Here is a 17,056-nt window from a genome sequence, read left to right on the forward strand (position 1 = left end):
GCCGTGCGAGGGCGCGACTTCCGGTTGTTCTGGTTCGGGGAGACCGTGAGCCTGCTCGGCAACGGGATCGCCGTCGTGGCGCTGCCGTTCGTCGCCGTCCTCACCCTGCACGCGAGCACCTTCGTCGTCGGACTGCTGACGTCCGTCGCCTATCTGCCGTGGCTGCTGCTCGGTCTGCCCGCGGGCGCCTGGGTGGACCGCCTTCCCCGCCGACCGGTGATGCTCGTCTCCGACGCCGTCTCCTTCGTGGCCTTCGTCAGCGTGCCGGTCGCGGCCTGGGCGGACGTCCTCACCATTCCGCATCTGCTCGCGGCCGCCTTCCTCTGCGGCTGCGCCAGCGTCTTCTTCACCACCGCGCAACGCGCCTATCTGCCGACGCTGCTCTCCGACGCGGAGCTGCTTTCCGGCAACGCGCGGCTCCAGGGCAGCGAATCGACGGCCGAGGTCATCGGCCCCGGCCTGGCCGGAATGCTGGTCCAGGCTTTCGGAGCCGTCGCCGGACTGCTGGCCAACGCACTGAGTTTCCTGGTGTCCTGGGTCAGCCTGCGGGCGATCCGGATCACCGAGCCGCCACCGCCGCCACCCCCAAAGATCCGGCGGCGCCGATTGCGCATCGAAGTCCGCGACGGTCTGAGATTCCTTTTCCGGGACCGCATTCTGCGCACACTGGCGATATTCAGTGCGGTCTCCAACATCGCACTGACCGGTATGAGCTCGATCGAAGTGGCGTTCCTGGTGCGGACGGTCGGGGCCGGCGAGGCCGCCGTCGGCGTGGTGCTGACGCTGTGCGGACTCGGCGGTGTCCTCGGCGTGCTGGTGTCCCACCAGGCGTCCCGGCGGTGGGGCAGTGCACGGGCCGCGCTGGTCTGCCTCGGCGGTGCCGCGCCCTTCACCCTGCTCTTCCCGCTCACCGGTCCGGGGGCCGGCCTGGTGTTCTTCGTCGTCGGCGGGGTCGGTGCCGGCGCGGGTGTGGTCGCGGCGAACATCATCACCGACACCTTCCGCCAGCGGTACTGCCCACCCGACCTGATCGGGCGCGTCAGCGCCAGCGCGGCCGTGATCAGCTTCGGCGCCATCGCCGTCGGAGGACTGCTCGGCGGCGCACTCGGCGAATGGTCCGGCGTCCGGGAGACGATGTGGATGATGACCGGCCTGTACATCGGGGCGACGGCTGCTCTGCTGTGCAGCCCGATACGGAAACTGCGTGATTTTCCGCAATCGCATCCCATCCTTCTCGCAGTCGAATCGGAAAAGTCTGTGACCTAAAGCGTCCTGGCCACTCCCGGCCTCCTTCTGACGCTTTTCCGAGGCGATAAAGAAGTAAGATTTCCCTGGAAAGGGAAAGCGAAGAAGAAGTCATCGAAGCTCATCCAAGCGAGGAACACATGCAAGAGATAAGCTCCTTGAAAAACCTTCCGGCCACGGTGATGCTCAGGGACGACCTCGATATCGTTCGGCTGAAGGAGGATCTCGCCGCGCTCAGCGGTTCCGAATTCTGGGCCCTCCAGCGGTCCTTCGAGGACGGCGCCGTAGGGGAGGAGTCCGATGTGGACTGGAAGGTCCTCTCCCTGCGAGCTCCGGGCGGAGACCTCCAGCGGACCGACCCCGGAGGCCCGGGACGGGACCAGTTCGCCGACACGCCCCTCATGGCCAAGGCGCCCTACCTCAGCCGGATCCTGTCCGAACTCGGCACCGAACTGCGCAGCGTCCGCCTGATGGCCCTGGCCCCCGGGGTGTCCGTCGAGGAGCACTCCGACACCCCGCTCGGGCTCCCCTACGGCTACGTACGACTGCACATCCCGCTGGTCACCAACCCCGAGGCGGTCATGGTGCTGGACGGGGTGGAGCAGCGGTGGCAGCCGGGCACGCTCTGGTACGCCGACTTCGAACGGCCGCACGCCCTGCGGAACGCCGGGGACCGCACGCGCATCCACCTGGTCGCGGACTGCGCCACCAACGACAGGCTGCTGGCGCTGTTCCCGGACAGCTTCCGAGCGGACCTGCCCACCAGCGACATCGCCTACTACCGCCCCGTCCTGCCGCTCACGGCGGGTGAACTCGCCGAGTTCGGCTGCCGCTTCGCGGTGCCGTTCTCCTTCATGGAGTGGGGGGAGCCCGTCGTCGAGGACCACGGGAGCGACCTCGCCGCCGAAGTGAGCGCCGAGGGCGGCGGCCTGGTCCTGCGCGTCGAGGGCCGCGCACCCGTGGAACTGCTGCACCTGGGCGCCGGCGAGTTCCGGCTGCTCGGCTGGAGCGAGGAACGCCTCCTGCGCCTCGATCTCTTCGACGACGACCCGCGCGTGGAGCTCTCCACCCGCCGCGGACGCCGGCGCCAGGTCGTCCGCCGCCCGGCGCGCCGGCCCGCCGCCGTCTGACGGTCCGGACCGTCGGTCACCACCACCCACCCATCACGCCCACCACTTGGGGACAGCCATGCAGACACTGACCGGGACGCCCGCCCTCGTCGAGAACGGATACGCCCGCTGGGACCTCGCCGAGGAGTTCGGCATAGCCGAGACCGACGCCTCCTTCCAGAGCCTCCGCGCCGAGTTCGCCGACCTGCCACCGGACCCCTACGCGACGGAGGAGGGGCGCAACCGCCGCTACGCCCGGGGAATCTTCCTCCCCTGGTCGCAGGAGTTCAGCTGGATCCCGGACACGCACCTCGGTGAGAACGGCTGGATGAACGGCTACTGGCAGGCGGACCACAACCCCGACTACGTCGGCGTGCTCCGCAAGCTGCCCGCCATGAGCGAGACGGCCCGCGACAACCCGATCATCCACGACATACTCTCCTTCGACTTCGCCCAGACGCGGTGGTCGCCGAGCGACGCGGCGTTCCCGCTGCACGTCGGGGTGCACCTGATCAAGCTGGCCGTCGACGACTCCGGGCGCGAGGCCATCTCCTCGCCCAACGAGCTCCATCAGGACGGTGAGCCGTTCGTCTTCGCGCACCTGGTCTACCGCACCAACGTCGTCGGCGGCTCGAACGTGATCGCGCCGCCGAAGTACCGCGGCAAGCTGCCCGAGGACGTCCCCCGGGGCGAGGCGCTGGCCGAGTTCGAACTGACCAGGCCGCTGGAGTCCTACGGCGTCACCGACGAGAAGGTCAGTCACTACGTGTCCCCCATCAGGCGGGGGGACGGTCCCGAGACCGGCGAGCGTGCGGTGGTCCTGGTCGACTTCACCCCGATGCGGCAGTACATCTGAAACGGCCGGGAGCCCGGCGCCCCCTCCGCCCGGCCGCCGCGCCCGGCCCCCGCCACGGAGCGTCCGCGAGACCGCCCGGCCCCCGGAACCCGCCGGGCTCGGGGGCGCGAGCGGAGCCCGGTGTCCTCCTCCGCCCGGCCGGCCCCCTCCGCCCCATCGAACACCTCGTCCAACGGAGTCATGTGATGATCCTTCAGGGAGAACGGGTGGCCCTTCCACCCTCGCCCGTCGTCCACCGCCGCTTCGAGGAGCATGTGCGGGCCACGCCCGACGCCGTCGCCGTCGTGTGGTCCGGGCGGCAGGTGACCTACGCCGAACTCGACGTGCGCGCCAACCGGTTCGCGCACCTGCTCATCGCACGCGGCCAGGGCAGGGGGGCGAAGGTCGGCGTCTGCCTCGACTACTCGATCGACATGGTCGTCGCCATCCTCGGCACGCTGAAGGCCGGAGCGGCCTACGTACCCCTGGACCCCGCCTACCCGGAAACCCGCCTGCGGCTGCTGCTCGCACAGGTGCCGGGTCTGGCCCTGATCGTGGCCTCCCCGACGACGGCCTCGATGGTCGAGGACGGGGGAGCCGAGGTCATCGACCTGGAACAGCTCGCGGACCACCTCGCCACCTTCCCGGCGACCGCCCCGGACGTCCACGTCACCGGTGACGACCTCTGCTACGCGGTGTTCACCTCCGGCTCGACCGGCACCCCCAAGCTGACCGCGGTCCGCCACGAGGGCTGGTTCAACCTGATGAACTGGCTGCGGCTGGAGTACGGCATGCACAGCGGTTCCCACCACCTGGTGGTCTCCGCCTTCGGCTTCGACCTCTCCCAGCGCGCCCTGATGACACCCCTGTTCTGCGGCGCCACCCAGCACCTCATGGCCAGCCGCAACTTCGACGCCATGCTCGCCCACCGCATGCTCACCCGGTACGACATCCGCGTCGTGCACTGCGCCTCCAGCACCCTGTACCTGCTGGTCGACTGGGAGAGTGCGCGCGGCGGCGACGCCCTCGCCCGGCTCGACTACATCCTGTTCGGCGGCGAGGCGCTGAAGATGGAACGCCTCGTCCACTTCGCGCGCCGCCAGGACACCACCTGCACCCTGCTGCACCAGTACGGCGTCGCCGAGTGCACGGACGTCGCCACCTCCTACGACCTGGCCCGCTACCGGCCCCGTGAGCACGACGTCGTCCCGGTCGGCCGGCCCGCCCACAACACCGCCGTCCACGTCCTGGACGCCGAACTCCGCGAGGTCGAAGCGGGCCACTACGGGGAGATCTGCGTCTCCGGGGCGGGCGTCGGCGCGGGCTACCTGGGCGCCGACGGCCCCGAGAACGCCAAGTTCACCACCATCGACCTGGACGGCACGCCGGTGCGCCTGTACCGCACGGGGGACCGCGGCCGGATCGACGCCGACGGCCAGCTCGTCGTCGCCGGACGGATGGACGCGCAGGTCAAGGTGCGGGGCATGCGGATCGATCCCACCGACGTCGAACGCGCTCTGGGCAGGCTGGCCGGCATCCGCGAGGCGGCCGTGGTCGCCGTCCCCGACGACCGGGGCGAAGTCGAACTGAACGCGTTCGTCGTCCCCTCCGGCAAGGACCTCGCCGAGGACGACCTGCGCACCCGGCTGCTGTGGAGCCTGCCGCGGACCATGCTGCCGTCCCGGTTCACGAACCTCCTGCGCATTCCGCTGAGCCCGCACGGAAAAGTGGACCGCGCGGCCCTCGCGGACATCTGCCGCACCCGGAGAAGCGGAGGCGAATCCGCCGCACGGCCGGGCCCTCCGCCGACGACGACGAACCAACCGTGACGATGAACGAGAGGACCGCGATGACCACCGACCGCGTCCGCGCCATCTGGCGCCGGGAACTCCACCGCGACCCCATCCTGCCGGACGACGACTTCTTCGCCCTGGGCGGCGATTCCGTGGTCATGGTCAGGATTCAGGGCGCGTTCATCGAGGAACTGGGCGCCGAGATCACCATGGACCAGCTCTTCCTCCATCCGACCGTGGAATCGATCGCCGCCTACATCGACTCCCGGGCCGCCCTCACCCCGTAACACCGCCGCAGGCGACGGCCGGGAGGGTTCCGCGCCCGTACGCGAATCCCTCGTCCGGCCGGGTCTGCCCCATCATGTGCGTCATCCCGGAGAATCAGGGAGAAAGGTCATCACATCATGCTCACCGAAAGCCAGATAGCGGAATACCGTTCCGAGGGATTCCTGCTCCTCGAAGACGTCTTCGACACCGGCGACATCGCCGCTCTGCGACGTGAGGTGGCCGATCTCTGCGGGACCGAACACCCCGGGCGGATCTTCGAGGAGGACGGGACCACGGTGCGGGGCATCCACGGCTGCCACACCACGGGAGCCCTGTTCTCCAGGCTGGTGCGGCTCCCGGCACTGCTGACCGCGGCGGAGCAGCTGCTGGACAGCAAGGTGCACGTGTTCCAGTGCAAGGTCAACGCGAAGAAGGCGCTGCGCGGAGAAGTGTGGCAGTGGCATCAGGACTACAGCGTCTGGGGCCCCAAGGACGGCATGCCGCAGCCGCGGGCGGTCAACGTCGCGCTGCTGCTGGACGACGCGACCGAGCACAACGGCCCGCTGCTGGTCGTCCCCGGTTCGCACCGGAACGACGCGATAGCCCCTTGGAGTCCCGGGCCCGAGGGGACGTCGCCATGGGAGGCCGACCTCTCGGCGAAGCTGGAGTTCGCCCTGGGCCCCGAGCACATGGCCAAGGTGACGGCGGAGTCGGAGATCCGGTCCGTCGTCGGACGCGCCGGGAGCCTGCTGTTCTTCCACCCCTGCATCGCCCACGGCTCCGGAGCGAACATGGCGCCGACGGACCGGACCATGGCTTTCGTCAGCTACAACAGCGTCGACAACGAGTTGCGAGACGTGCCCCGCCCACGACCGGAGTTCGTCGCCTCGCGCGACTACCGGCCGCTGGAGCTCGTGGACGGGGGCCTGATCGCATGAGCGACCTCGGTACCTCCCTGATCCGGATGCTGACCGACGCCATCGCCCGCCACCGGGACGCGGTCGCGGTCGTCGACGACGGCGTCCCCCATACCTACGCCGAACTCGACGAGGTGTCGGCCGAGATCGCCGGCGGCCTCACCGCGCACGGCATCGGCCCCGGAGACGTCGTCGACGTGCATGCGACGCGTTCGTGGACCCGGTGCGCGGCGGTGCTGGGCGTCTGGCGCGTCGGCGCCGGCGTGCTGTCCATCGATCCGGCCATGCCGCCCGCCTGGACCGGCAAGCTGGTGAGCGCGGCCGGCTGCGCCATGGTCCTTCGGGCCGATGAGTGCGCACCGGTCGGCGCGGGTGTCGCGGAGCACACCTTCCGATCGATTCGGGGGCCGCGGCGGGAGGAGATCGCGACCGGGCCGCTCTGCTACATCATCCCCACCAGCGGCTCGACAGGCGACCCCAAGGCCGTCGCGGTGCCGCCGGTCGTCCTCGCGGACCTGGGCAGCTGGCACGTGGAGCGGTGGAGCCACGACCGGCCGCCGAACACCCTTCACATGTCGTCCATCGGGTTCGACATGGTCTACGAGGACACGGTGGCGACCTGGCTGGCCGGTGCGACCCTGGTCGTGGTGAACGACCAGGACAGGCTGGATCCCTTCACCCTGGTCGACATCATCCGCGAGCACGACGTGGCCAGGCTCTTCCAGCCGGTGGTCGGGCTGCACGGACTGGCCGCGGCGGCGTGCGCCGCCGGCGTGGCCACCCCGAGTCTGCGGGAGATCTCCGTGGCGGGTGAACAGCTCGTCATCAACGAGGAGGTACGGACGTTCTGCGCCGAGGGCGGGCTGACGCTGGTGAACCAGTACGGGCCCAGTGAAACGCATGTGGTCACCCAGCACCGCCTGACGGGCGACGTCGCGCGATGGCCCGACCGGCCGCCCATCGGTACCGCCGTCGTGGACGCCGAACTCCTGTGCCTCGTGGACGGACGGCTGCGCCCGTTCACCGCCGGTGAGACCCGGGAGCTGGTCATCGCCGGGAACTGCGTCGGGGTCGGGTACGCCGGTGACGACGTGCTCACCGCCAAGAAGTTCAGGGAGGTCGAACACCTGGACGGCCGCGTGCGGCGCTGCTATTTCAGTGGCGACCTGGTCACGTTCGACGGCGTCGGCTTCCATTTCGTCTCACGGCTGGACGACCAGCTGAAGGTGAACGGATACCGGGTGGAGCCGGGGGAGGTGGAGTCCGTGATCGCCCAGGTCGCCGGGGTCCGCCGGGCGGCGGTCGTCGGGGTCAAGGTCGCCGCGTCCACGCAATTGGCGGCGTACTACACGCGCGTGTCCGGCGCGGAGGTCGATCGGGACGACCTGATCCGGTCCTGTGCCTCCGGTCTGCCCCGGTTCATGGTCCCACGGCACTTCGTCGAAGTGGCGGAGCTCCCGTCGACGCGGAACGGGAAGATCGACCGGCCCAAGCTCCGGGAGATGTTCCAGGAGCTGTCGGTGAGCCGGGTCTGAGGCAGGGCTTTGGGCGGTCCTGACGAGCCGTATCGCCATCTTTGCGGTGTCGTGGGCGTTTCGTTCACCCCCCGCCTTGGTGTCAGGGAACTTGGTGAATGGGTGATCCCGTGGATTCCGGAAGAGGCCCCCGCCATCCTGGAACAGCGGAGGGAAACGCCGGATCGTAGCGGCCGGAACCTTTGCGGAAACCCTCACTCCGAATTCTGGGAGAAATGATGAAGTCTGCCGGTGTGTTCCTGGCCACGGTTCTCTTCGCGCTGATGATCGGAACCGTTTCCGGTGCCGTTTCCGGTGCCGACGAGTCCGGAGGTGCCGGCATTCCGGTGACGGCTTCCGGCCGGCCCGACGGTGACAGCGGATGGGGTCGTATCGCACAAAGATGAAGGTCGGGCGACGGGGAGCCGGCCGAAAAGCAATGACCGGTGAACCGAGGGGATCGAGAACCGGGGTCCCCGACGTCTCCGGCAGGTCGGCCTCCCCGCGGCCGGGGCGTCCGAGCAGACGTCGCGGTTTCGCCCGTTCGGTGATACCAGGCGCCCCCGGCGGATATGACGCCGGCAGTTCCATTCGCACGCGGCGAACGGGAATCCCCGTTCGACGCATTCGACGCATTCGACGCAGGAGGGAAACACAGAACATGGAATCGGCTCCGCAGGTGATCCACCCGCGAGGTGGACGGGACGAGAGCGCTGCACAGCACGACGCGCCGCAGGGCGGCCCGGGGCCGTTGGTGGACGAGATCACCGCGTTGTGGGGGGAACTCCTCGGCCGCCCCGGGATCGGGCCGGAAGACGACTTCTTCGCCCTCGGCGGCAACTCCCTGACCGGTATGGAAATCATCGAACGGGTGGCGCGCGACCACGCGGTGCGGCTCTCCGTCCGCGACTTCTACCTGGCGAAGACCCCGGCCCGCGTCGCCGCGTTGATCGAACGGGGAAGGCCCAGCACATGAGACTGACGCCGGGTCCCCCGCGCGCCATCGACCTCGGCACCGTCGACCTCTTCGACCTCGATCTCTACGGCACGGGGGACCCTCACTCCGTCTGGGACGTCATGCGCGCCGAGGCGCCCCTGCACCACCAGGTCCTGGCCGACGGACGCGATTTCTGGTCGGTCACCCGTTACGAGGACGTGTGCCGCGTCCTGGGCGACCACCGGGCGTTCACCTCCGAACGCGGCACCGTCCCCACCCACCTCGGACAGGACGACATAGCCTCCGGTGTGCTCCTCACCTCCACCGACCCGCCCCGGCACACCGAGGTCCGCAGGCCGCTGGGCTCCAGGCTCACCGCCCGCGCGGTGAGATCCTGGGAGGACTCCATCCGCCGGTCGGTGACCCGCTTCCTCCAGCCGGCTCTGGACGGTGAGGTGTTCGACCTGGCCGAGAAGGCCCTGCTCCTCCCGGCGATCGTCACCGGTCCACTGCTGGGCATCCCCGAGCGGGACTGGGAGGAGCTCGTCCAGCTCACCGCCATGGTGGCGGCCCCCTCCGATCCGCACTTCCAGCTCGGCAGCGAAGCCGCCACCCTCGCGATCTCCCACCACGAACTCGTCGGATACGTCACCGAGTGGGTCAAGGACCGCCGCCGCTCCGGCGCCGCGGACGACAGCCTGCTCCATCATCTGATGAGCGTGCGCCCCGGCGGGGAACCGCTGAGCGACCAGGAGATCGCCCTTGACGGCTACAGCATCCTGCTGGGCGCCAACGTGACGACCCCGCACACCGTCTCCGGCACGGTGCAGGCCCTCATCGAGCGGCCCGAACAGTACGAGAAGGCCAGGGCCGATCCGGACCTGGTCCCCAACCTGGTCGAGGAGGGGCTGCGCTGGACCTCGGCAGCCTGCAACTTCATGCGTTACGCCGCGACCGACGTCCCCGTCGCGGGCGGCGTCGTCCCGGCCGGCGCCGCGGTCGTCGCGTGGATCGGTTCGGCCAACCGGGACGCCGCCCTGTTCACCGCCCCGCACACCTTCGACATCACCCGCCCCAACGCCAAGCGGCAGATCGCCTTCGGATTCGGCCCGCACTTCTGCATCGGCGCCCCGCTGGCCCGGCTGACCCTGCGCGTCTTCTTCGAGGAACTCCTCAGCCGATGCGACTCCCTGGACCTGGCCGGCGAACCGGACCACCTGCGCTCCTACTTCATCGCCGGCATGACCCATCTGCCCATCACCGCTCAGAAACGGCACACCCCATGACGTCCGGACCCGCCCTGGCCCCACCGTGGTTCGTCCGGCCGCCCGTCGCCGGTGCGTCCGCGCGCCTGTTCTGCTTCCCCTTCTCCGGCTCCGGCGCCTCCGCGTTCGGCGCCTGGCCCGCCACGGCCGGAGACGCCGAGATCTGCCCCGTGCAGTTTCCCGGCCGCGAGAACCGCCTCGCCCACCCCCACTACGGCAGTTACGAGAACCTCGCCGATCAGCTGGTCGAAGCCCTCACCCCGCTGCTGGACACACCGTTCGCGTTCTTCGGGCACTGCGCGGGAGCCCTGCCCGCCTACGAGAGCGTGCTGAGGCTGGCCGCCGCCGGCCTGCCCGTTCCCCGACGCCTCTTCGTCTCCGGCCAACCCGCCCCGCACGAGGCGACGAGAGACCGCATGATCACCTTGGGCGAGGACGAACTACGCGCCGAACTGGTCGTGTTCCTGCGCGGCCGGGGCATCGATCCCCGCCCCGACCTGCTCGACATGGGCATGTCCGTGCTGCTCCGCGACCACGCCGCGGCCGGAGCTTACCGGCGCACCGAACCCGCCCGTATCGACTGCCCGATCACCGTCCTGCACTGGAGCGAGGACGCCGATGTGAGCCTGGCGGACCTCCAAGGCTGGTACCACTACGCCGACTCGGTCGAGATCCGCGTCGTCGAAGGTGGCCACTACGACTTCATGGACGCCCCCGCCGGACTCCTCACGGCCCTGGCCGCCGGAGGCTGAGCCGCTTTCCCCTCGGCGACCGGTCCGCGGGAGTGGGGGCCGGGCCGGTCGCGATGCGCGCCGAACGGGGTCGAGCCCCTGGGGATCTGGGCGGCGACCGGCAGGCGGTCTTGTGGTTCCGCGGCGCCGGAGAGGGCTCCGGGGCGCTCCACGTCCTCGCCTCCGGACTGGCTGCACGGGACACCCAACCGCAATTTTGACACGACCTTGACATCTAGCTCCCCGTTGCCAGCATGCAAAAAGCCTCCCGGGCCGCGGCGTTGGAGCGCTGTCCGGAAGTAAGAAGCTGCCTGCGCCCGGCACCGGCGCAGTCACCGCCCACCCGGACTCGGCATGCCGGCACCTCCTACGCTCCGCCGCCGGGCTCAGTACCCGTACGTCGCAAAGCGCGACAGCGCCTTGCCTGACCGACCCCACGCGCCGTCAGTCCGGATCTTCTCGGCTGGTATGTCCGCGCCAGGTGGTGACGCCCTCGTCGATGTACTCGACTAGGCCCAGGACCTCGGTGTTGGCGGTCGGAGAGGGTGAATCGGCGGGTCCGGCAGCGGGCCTGGGTGCCGTCGTGCAAGTCTCTTTCGATACGGCGGAGTTCGGCGCCATGCGCGGCGATGGCGTCCGCCCGTGTGGTGGCGAGTTCGTCGACGCGGGCCGAGAGCAGAGCGGCCCTGGAGGGCCGCAGGAGACGCCGGGACCAGGAGGCTTCGGTGTCGGCGAGCCGGATGATGAGCGACAGGACGGGGCCGCGACTGCGTGCTCCTGCGGCGATGGTGTCGATCACCAGGGCGAGCGGCCAGAGCAGTAGTGCCGCGAGGAGAAGGGCGATCGGGTAGACCCACGCTGCCGCGATCCAGCGCAGATCGCGGCGCGTCGCCGGATCGAAGGCGGCTGCGCGCACCCGGTCGCGGACGCCCGCCGTTCAACGGCCGGTAGACCTCCGACTGGGGAGTCCGCCCTCTCGTTCCCGCCTTCGCGCCCCGGGAGGGTGGGAGACAACAGAAAACGCTCGACAAGAAAGACCGCCATGAAGACTGCGCTCTCCGGGACCGTCCCTGCTCTGCTCTTCGCGGTGGGACCGGCCGCGGCGCTGGGGTCCGGCCTGGTGCTGGACGGCCCCGCGAAGAACTGGAGCACCGGGGGAGGCGTAGTCCTCTCCCTGCTGACCGGGCTCCTCCTGGGGCGGCGCGAACCGGTGAAAACTTTCCTTTCCACCCGCCCGGTGCTCTGGTTCCTCTTCGTCTTCAACACCGCGGTCGCTTTCGCCGCGCCCTTCCTGGTGAACGGCCCGCAGGGCGTCGCAACAGCCATCGGCATGGGTGCCGTCGCTCTGGGCGCCTACCTCGGCCTGCAGCGCGAGCGCACCTCGCGGCGGAGCCCACGGAGCTCGGCGCGCGTTTCCGGCCACGTACGTCCTACTATTAAGTCAGTCGATTGATTTAATCGTGAGCGTCGGATTGACTGCTTCCGCTGAGCCCAATCCCGAGGAGGAAGGCGTGAGCGATATGCGTGAGATGGAGCCGGTCGACTACCCGATCCCTGCTCCGGAGGTTCTGGACCCGCCCGCCCAGTGGGCCGAGCTGCGGCAGAAGTGCCCGGTCGCCGGGGTGAGATTCCCGAGCGGCGACGCGGCTGTGCTGCTGACCCGGTACGAGGACGTGCGCCTGGCGCTGTCGGATTCCCGGCTCACCCGGGAGGGCCTGGCCCGGCCCGATGCCGCGCGGATCACGGCGGGGGACGCGGAAGGCATCTTCAGCAGCCCGATGGCCAGGACACTCAACGCCGAGGGGCACGAGCGCTGGCGCCGGATGGTGGGGAAGTGGTTCACCGCGAAGCGTATGGCGGCCCTCAAGCCGCGTATGGAGGAGACAGCCGACCGGCTCATCGACACCATGATCGAGCACGGTTCCCCGGCCGATGTGATCAGCCACCTGGCCTTCCCGCTGCCCGTCTACGTCATCTGCACCATGCTCGGGGTCCCCGAGAGCGACCGGGAGCTGTTCAAGGGGTGGTCGGACACCTTCCTCAACATGACGAAGTACACGAAGGAGGAGACCGACGCGGCGCACCGGGATTTCGCCTCCTACATGGCGGGGCTCATCGAGGCGAAACGGCAAGCTCCTGGTGAGGACCTGCTCAGCCAGCTGATGGACGGGACGGACGCCGAGGGCGAACCGATGTCCGAGGAGGGCCTGGTCGCCACCGGTCAGGCTCTGCTGCTGGCCGGGCACGAGACGACCGCCGGGTTCATCGCCATGATGACCGCACACCTTCTGTCGGAGCGCAGCCGCTGGGAGCGTCTGCTCGCCGATCCCTCCCTGATCCGCTCCGCGGTGGAGGAGGTGCTGCGGTTCGACCCGAACGGAAGCGGTTTCGGGATGCTGCGCTACGCCCACGACGACGTCGAGCTGTCCGAGGGCACGATCCCCCGGGGCACGACGGTGGTGTGCAGCATGGCCGCCGCCAACCGGGACGAGCGCGCCTGGGACGGCCCCGACGCCATGGACCTGGGGCGCAGCCCCAACCCGCACCTCACCTTCGGAGCCGGAGCGCACTCCTGCCTGGGGCAACCCCTGGCGCGCACCGAGCTGCAAGCCGTCCTCGGAGTCATGCTGCGCCGCCTGCCAGACCTCCGTCTCGCCGTGGACGCCCGCGAACTTCAGCGTCACGAGGGCATGCTGACCTCTCATCTGACGGAGGTGCCGGTGACATGGTGAGCAGAACCGAACCACGCACCGGCCGCGGCGCCGGTACCCGTGAGGCGATCATGGCGGCGGCCGAGCGGCTCTATGCCGAACACGGGCTGGCCAACGTGTCGAACCGGCAGATCAGCGAAGCCGCCGGGCAGGGCAACAACACCGCTGTCAGTTACCACTTCGGCAGCAAGATGTCTCTCGTGCGGGCCATCATGACCAAGCACGGCACGCTCGTCGACGCCGTCCGCCAGCGGCATGTGGAAGCGGTCGGCGACAGCGAGGACGTACGGGACTGGGTGCGCTGCCTGGTACGCCCCGTCCCCGAACACCTCGCCACCTGCGGTGTGCCTTCCTGGCAGGCCCGGTTCGCGGTGCAGGTGATGACCGACCCCCTGATGCGGGCGCTGGTCACCGACGAGTCCCTCACCCGCGACAGCCTCCGCCGCACCCTGCAGGGGCTCGGCCGTTGCCTGCGCGATGTCATCCCCGACGACGTCCGCCGCGAGCGGGGCGAAATGGCACGCCATCTCATCACCCATACCTGCGCGGAGCGGGAGCGTGCCGTGGCCGAGGGCACCTGCGACCCGGGGGAGTCCTGGGAACGCACGGCCCACGCGCTGGAGGACGCTCTGGTGGGCCTCCTCACCGCACCCGCCACTCCCCGCTGAACACCCCCACCCAAGACCGAATGCATCAAGGGAGACCCTGTGAAGATCACCGTGGACGAGGAAAAGTGCTGCGGCGCCGGCCAGTGCGTGCTGATCGCGCCGGACGTGTTCGACCAGCGCGACGATGACGGCATCGTCATCCTTCTGGACGCCGCGCCCCCGGCCGACCAGTACGACGTGGTCCGCGAGTCCGCCAGTGTCTGCCCCGCCGCGGCCATCATGATCAGCGAGGACGCGTGAGCATGCCGGACAGCGTCCTGGTGGTCGGAGCGAGCGCCGCCGGGCTCGCCACCGTGGAGAGCCTCCGCCGCAAGGGCTACCAAGGACAGATCACCCTGATCGGCGAGGAGGAAGGGGCGCCCTACGACCGTCCGCCGCTGTCCAAGCAGGTCCTCGCGGGCACCTGGGACGCCGAACGCACCCACCTGCGCACGCGCGAGGTCCTCGACGCCCTGAACGCCGCGTTCATCCTGGGTGAGCGAGCGGTGTCCCTCGACACGGCAGCCCGTACGGTGCGGACCGTAAGCGGACGTGAGCTGGGCGCCGACGCCGTCGTCCTGGCCACCGGACTGTGCGCACGGCGACTGCCGGATCTGGCCGGCACCGAGGGCGTGCACGTCCTGCGGACCCTCGAAGACTCCGTACGCCTGCGCGACGAGCTGCTGCACGCCGAGCAGACCGTGGTCATCGGAGACGGGGTCCTCGGCGCCGAGATCGCCGCGACCGCCCGCCAGCTGGGGCGGGAGGTGACCCTCGCCGGACCGCAGGCCGCTGTCATGCAGACACAGTTGGGCCCCGATATCGCCGAGCGGCTCGCCGCTCTGCACACCGACCAGGGTGTGCGGCTGCGACCGGACACCCTGGTCGGGGGAGCCACGACCTCCCGAGGGCGTGTCAGCGGCGTCCGCACGGCCGAGGGCGGGGTCCTTCCGGCCGACCTCGTCGTCGAGGCGGTCGGCGGCATCCCCGCGACCGACTGGCTGGCCGACAGCGGTCTGGTCCTGGACGACGGCGTCGTGTGCGACTCCCACTGCCGCGCCGCCGAAGGCGTCTACGCGGTCGGAGACGTCGCCCGATTCCACCACCCGGGCCTGGGCCGGTCGCTGCGACTGGAGAACCGCACGAACGCCACCGAGCAGGCGCAGACCGTCGCGGCGAACATCCTGGGGGAGGGCCGCGCCTACGCGCCCGTCCCCTACTTCTGGACCGACCAGCTCGGCGTCAAGATCCAGGTGTACGGGCTGCCCACCCCCACCGCCACCCTGCACATCGCCGAAGGCGACGTGCAGGAGGGCCGGTTCGTCGCCCGCTACGAGGAGCGAGGCCGCCCGGTCGCGGTCCTGGGCTGGAACATGCCCAAGCAGGCCCGCCTTCAGCGCCAGCACCTCCTCCCCCTGTACACCGCCGCGCCGCACCCCCAACCCGCCGGCGCCACGCGGTAACCGCACACCCCGCCGTGCGCCCGAGAGGATCACCCGACGGTGCGTGCGGCTCACCTCCACAGCAACGGAAAACAGCACCATGACCATCCCCAGACCTGTTGTCCACCCGGGCAGATGCGTCGCCGTCCTGGCTGCCGCGGGCATCGTCGCCGCCCTCATGCAGACCCTCGTCGTACCGCTCATCGGCAGCCTGCCCGCACTGCTGAACACCACCGCCTCCAACGCGTCCTGGGCGGTCACCGCCACGCTTCTGGCCGGTGCCGTGACCACACCCGTCAGCGGGCGGCTCGGAGACCTCTACGGCAAGCGCCCCGTTCTGCTGGCCTGCTGTGTTTCGCTGGTCGCGGGGTCAGTCGTCTGCGCGCTGGCCGACTCGCTGATCTGGATGGTCATGGGCCGCGCCATGCAGGGGATGGGCATGGGCATCGTCGCTCTCGGTATCAGCGCCCTGCGCGACATCATGCCCCCGGAACGACTGGGCTCCTCGATCGCGTTGATCAGCTCCTCGCTCGGCATCGGCGGCGCACTCGGCCTGCCCTTCGCCGCCGCGGTCGCCCAGAGCGCCGACTGGCGCATCCTGTTCTGGGTCTCCGCGGTGCTCAGCGCCGCAGTCGCCGTGCTCGTCTACCTCGTCATCCCCGCCACCCCCGTAGAGAGGGAGCGGACGGCCACGTTCGACGTGCCCGGCGCCCTGGGGCTCGGCGCCGGACTGATCTGTCTCCTGCTGGGCGTCTCCAAGGGCGCCGACTGGGGGTGGGGCAGTGCCACCACGCTCATCCTCCTGATCGCCTCGCCGGTGATCCTGCTGGCCTGGGGATGGTGGGAGCTGCGCACCCCCTCGCCGCTGGTCGACCTCCGCGTCACCGCCCGCCCGCTGGTCCTGGTGACCAACGCCGCGTCCGTCGTGGTCGCCTTCTCCATGTACGCCGCGGCCCTGCTGGTGCCCCAACTGCTGCAACTGCCCAAGGAGACCGGCTACGGCCTGGGCCAGTCCATGCTGGCCGCCGGTCTGTGGATGGCCCCCTCGGGGCTGATGATGATGCTCATCTCTCCCCTCGGCGCGAAGCTGTCGGCCGCCCGGTCCCCGAAGACGACCCTCTTCGTGGGAAGCCTGGTCATCGCCCTCGGCTACGGCTCCTCGCTGCTGCTGATGGGCTCGACCTGGGGGCTGCTCATCGTCACCTGCGTCTGCAACACCGGTGTCGCCCTCGCCTACGGGGCCATGCCCGCCCTCATCATGGGCGGCGTCCCACAGTCCGAGACAGCGTCCGCGAACAGCTTCAACACCCTCCTGCGCTCGGTGGGTACCTCCGTCGCCGCCGCTGTCGTCGGCATCATCCTGGCCCAGATGACCGTGGGAACCGGGTCCCAGGCGCTCCCGAGCGAGAACGGGTTCCGTACCGGACTGCTTCTCGGCTGCCTTGTCGCCCTCGCCGCCGCGGCCATCACTTTGGCCATCCCCCACCGTAAAAACAGCGCGAGCCGCCCCGGCTCCGCCGAAGGCTCCAGCACCCCGTCCGCCGCCGAGCCGGTTTCGAACACCCCCACCGAGGCCGTCGCTTCAGCCACCAAGCCCGCCGGCACACGGACTTCGGGTACGGCGACCTCCGAGTAACCAGACC

The 17,056-nt window shown here is 70.0% G+C and carries 17 protein-coding genes; all 17 read left to right on the top strand.

What is annotated here, in order from left to right; translation table 11 throughout:
- Window positions 1–3: 3 nt before the first annotated feature.
- The 17 genes from ACIRRU_RS14590 to ACIRRU_RS14670 all read left to right on the top strand — a co-directional run bounded on the left by ACIRRU_RS14590 (window position 4) and on the right by ACIRRU_RS14670 (window position 17,049).
- Entirely contained in the window at window positions 4–1,266 is a 1,263-nt protein-coding gene (locus ACIRRU_RS14590; protein ID WP_403679910.1) for an MFS transporter, read from the top strand.
- Window positions 1,267–1,403: 137 nt separating this feature from the next.
- Entirely contained in the window at window positions 1,404–2,375 is a 972-nt protein-coding gene (locus ACIRRU_RS14595; protein WP_403679912.1) for an aspartyl/asparaginyl beta-hydroxylase domain-containing protein, read from the top strand.
- 58 nt (window positions 2,376–2,433) lie between these two features.
- Entirely contained in the window at window positions 2,434–3,210 is a 777-nt protein-coding gene (locus ACIRRU_RS14600; protein WP_403679915.1) for a 2OG-Fe dioxygenase family protein, read from the top strand.
- 206 nt (window positions 3,211–3,416) lie between these two features.
- Entirely contained in the window at window positions 3,417–5,018 is a 1,602-nt protein-coding gene (locus tag ACIRRU_RS14605; RefSeq protein ID WP_403679917.1) for an amino acid adenylation domain-containing protein, read from the top strand.
- Window positions 5,019–5,020: 2 nt separating this feature from the next.
- On the top strand, window positions 5,021–5,269 hold the full coding sequence (locus ACIRRU_RS14610) for an acyl carrier protein (RefSeq protein ID WP_403679919.1): 249 nt from the start codon (window positions 5,021–5,023) through the stop codon (window positions 5,267–5,269).
- 117 nt (window positions 5,270–5,386) lie between these two features.
- Window positions 5,387–6,187, top strand: a complete 801-nt coding sequence (locus ACIRRU_RS14615) for a phytanoyl-CoA dioxygenase family protein (RefSeq protein ID WP_403679922.1) — start codon at window positions 5,387–5,389, stop codon at window positions 6,185–6,187.
- Window positions 6,184–7,701: an AMP-binding protein gene (locus ACIRRU_RS14620; RefSeq protein WP_403679925.1), complete on the top strand. Its 1,518-nt coding sequence runs from the start codon at window positions 6,184–6,186 to the stop codon at window positions 7,699–7,701. Before ACIRRU_RS14615 ends, ACIRRU_RS14620 begins: the two co-directional genes overlap by 4 nt.
- 215 nt (window positions 7,702–7,916) lie before the next feature.
- Entirely contained in the window at window positions 7,917–8,087 is a 171-nt protein-coding gene (locus ACIRRU_RS14625) for a hypothetical protein (protein ID WP_403679927.1), read from the top strand.
- Window positions 8,088–8,341: 254 nt separating this feature from the next.
- Window positions 8,342–8,656 carry an acyl carrier protein gene (locus ACIRRU_RS14630; protein ID WP_403679930.1) on the top strand — a complete coding sequence of 105 codons (315 nt, stop codon included), beginning with the start codon at window positions 8,342–8,344 and terminating at the stop codon, window positions 8,654–8,656.
- A complete protein-coding gene (locus tag ACIRRU_RS14635; RefSeq protein WP_403679933.1) occupies window positions 8,653–9,903 on the top strand; it encodes a cytochrome P450 in 1,251 nt (416 codons plus the stop codon). Before ACIRRU_RS14630 ends, ACIRRU_RS14635 begins: the two co-directional genes overlap by 4 nt.
- Complete coding sequence (locus ACIRRU_RS14640; RefSeq protein ID WP_403679935.1) at window positions 9,900–10,634, top strand: thioesterase II family protein; 735 nt, start codon at window positions 9,900–9,902, stop codon at window positions 10,632–10,634. The genes ACIRRU_RS14635 and ACIRRU_RS14640 overlap by 4 nt, the downstream gene beginning before the upstream one ends.
- A 1,021-nt stretch (window positions 10,635–11,655) precedes the next feature.
- Entirely contained in the window at window positions 11,656–12,066 is a 411-nt protein-coding gene (locus ACIRRU_RS14645; protein ID WP_403679938.1) for a hypothetical protein, read from the top strand.
- 58 nt (window positions 12,067–12,124) lie between these two features.
- Entirely contained in the window at window positions 12,125–13,345 is a 1,221-nt protein-coding gene (locus ACIRRU_RS14650; protein WP_403679941.1) for a cytochrome P450, read from the top strand.
- Entirely contained in the window at window positions 13,339–13,992 is a 654-nt protein-coding gene (locus ACIRRU_RS14655; protein WP_403679943.1) for a TetR/AcrR family transcriptional regulator, read from the top strand. Before ACIRRU_RS14650 ends, ACIRRU_RS14655 begins: the two co-directional genes overlap by 7 nt.
- A 24-nt stretch (window positions 13,993–14,016) precedes the next feature.
- The gene (locus tag ACIRRU_RS14660) at window positions 14,017–14,232 is read left to right on the top strand and encodes a ferredoxin (RefSeq protein WP_403680234.1); all 216 of its coding nucleotides are present in this window, start codon (window positions 14,017–14,019) and stop codon (window positions 14,230–14,232) included.
- 2 nt (window positions 14,233–14,234) lie between these two features.
- A complete protein-coding gene (locus ACIRRU_RS14665) occupies window positions 14,235–15,434 on the top strand; it encodes an NAD(P)/FAD-dependent oxidoreductase (RefSeq protein WP_403679946.1) in 1,200 nt (399 codons plus the stop codon).
- 79 nt (window positions 15,435–15,513) lie between these two features.
- On the top strand, window positions 15,514–17,049 hold the full coding sequence (locus ACIRRU_RS14670; protein WP_403679949.1) for an MFS transporter: 1,536 nt from the start codon (window positions 15,514–15,516) through the stop codon (window positions 17,047–17,049).
- The last annotated feature ends 7 nt before the right edge of the window (window positions 17,050–17,056 follow it).

The sequence above is a fragment of the Streptomyces sp. NPDC101181 genome (genome assembly GCF_044767975.1).
In the GTDB taxonomy this organism is placed as follows: domain Bacteria; phylum Actinomycetota; class Actinomycetes; order Streptomycetales; family Streptomycetaceae; genus Streptomyces.